Consider the following 1,609-nt stretch of genomic DNA (forward strand, 5'->3'; position numbering starts at 1 on the left):
GTGTGGCTCGGGAGGAGTGAGGCGCTGCCGCTTGACGAGTTGGTGTTGGAGCGGTTCGCGATTGCTGCGCGGTTGCTGTTGGAGGCCGCGCCGCGTGAGGGGAGCGGCGGGCTTGTCGAACTGGTCCTCTCGGAGGACGCCGGGGAGCTTGAACGGTGTCGGGCGCTGCGGTCGTTGAACGTCGAACCTGCTGAGCGGGTGCACGTGCTGGTTGTTGAGGGGGAAGTTCCGGACGGGGTGGGTGGGATCGGTGCGCATCCGGTGTCGCTTGGGCGTGTCCATACCGTGGTCCTGAGGGCGGTGCCGGAGCGGTTTCCGCGTGGGCTCCGCGTCGGGGTCGGGGCCGCGTTGCCCGCCGTCGAGGCGCCCGCGTCGTTGCGGCAGGCGCGCACCGCGCTGCGCTTCGCCGGGATGGGGTCCGACGTCGTCCACTACGACGGGCTCGGCGCGCTCGCGGTCATCGCCGCGCGGATGCGGGACGAGGACATCGCCGCCGTCCCGGACGTGGCCGCGTTGGACGCGCTCGCCGCCGAGCCGAACGGGCCGGGCACCCTCGCCGTCCTCGGCGCGTTCTGCGCGACCGGCTCCGCGCGCCGGGCGGCCGCCCAGGTGCACCGGCACCACAGCACGATCGCCGCCCGGCTCGCGCACGCCGAGGCGCGCCTCGGGTTCTCGTTCTCGACGCCCGGCGGACGGCGACGGCTGGACCTGGCCGTCACGCTGCGACACCTGCGCGACCGGCCGGAGTGACGGCGGGCCGCCCTTGCCAGGTCTGTGCCCCCGGGTCGCCTGATCGTCACTAGGCAACTTGGTCGCCGAGACGTGGTTGCAGTCCAAGGGCTTCATCGGAAAGTGAGGAAACGCCGGCCGGGATGCCGATTGCCGGGTCCCGGCCGCCGCGCCGCACTACGCTGAGCAGCACATATCGCCACAGTGAAGGGCATGGCGCATGAACCGCAGTGAACTGGTCAAGGCCGTGGCGGAGCGCGCGGGGAGCGACGAGTCCGCCGCCCGCCGGCACGTGGACGCCGTGTTCGACACCGTGATGGACCGCGTGTCCGCCGGGGAGCGCGTCATCGTGACCGGGTTCGGGACGTTCGACAGCTTCGCCCGCCCGGCCCGCAGCGCCCGCAACCCGCGCACCGGGCTGCCGGTCGAGGTGCCCGCCGCGCAGGTGCCGCGGTTCCGCACCGGGCAGACGTTCCGCAACCGCGTCGCCGGCGACGCCCCCGCCCCGGCGCCCGCCGTCGAGCCGGCCGCCGCCCCGGAGGCCGAGGCCGCGGTGACGATGGCGATCGAGGCCGAGGCGCCGGCCGCGAAGAAGCCCAAGGCGGGCAAGAACGGAAAGAACGCCAAGGACGGAAAGAGCGCCAAGAAGGCCAAGAGGAACGCCGAGCCGGCGAAGCCCTCCGCGAAGGCCAAGGCGGTCGCCGGCCTGCCCGCGAAGGCCGGCAAGAACGCCAAGAACGCCAAGAACGGCAAGAACGCCAAGGGCGCGAAGAAGAAGGCGGGCAAGGCGAAGGACCGCATCAAGGCCGGCAAGTAGCCGAACCCCCGGGTTGCGAGGCCGGTAAGTGGCGAGGCCGGACGGGTGGGGTGGGGTCAGTGG

Annotated in this window: 3 protein-coding genes; 2 read left to right on the forward strand and 1 reads right to left on the reverse strand. The window is 73.0% G+C overall.

What is annotated here, in order from left to right; translation table 11 throughout:
* Window positions 1-282, reverse strand: a 282-nt coding sequence (locus E1284_RS42800) for a hypothetical protein (protein WP_207924254.1), incomplete at its 3' end; no start/stop codon positions are given.
* Between the two features lie 18 nt (window positions 283-300).
* Between E1284_RS42800 and E1284_RS40605 the strand changes: the two genes are divergently transcribed.
* Window positions 301-750: a helix-turn-helix domain-containing protein gene (locus E1284_RS40605; protein WP_131945420.1), complete on the forward strand. Its 450-nt coding sequence runs from the start codon at window positions 301-303 to the stop codon at window positions 748-750.
* Between the two features lie 199 nt (window positions 751-949).
* Window positions 950-1,546, forward strand: a complete 597-nt coding sequence (locus E1284_RS40610) for an HU family DNA-binding protein (protein WP_131945421.1) — start codon at window positions 950-952, stop codon at window positions 1,544-1,546.
* Window positions 1,547-1,609 lie beyond the last annotated feature (63 nt).

It is taken from the genome of Actinomadura bangladeshensis, from assembly GCF_004348335.1.
GTDB classification, from domain to species: domain Bacteria; phylum Actinomycetota; class Actinomycetes; order Streptosporangiales; family Streptosporangiaceae; genus Spirillospora; species Spirillospora bangladeshensis.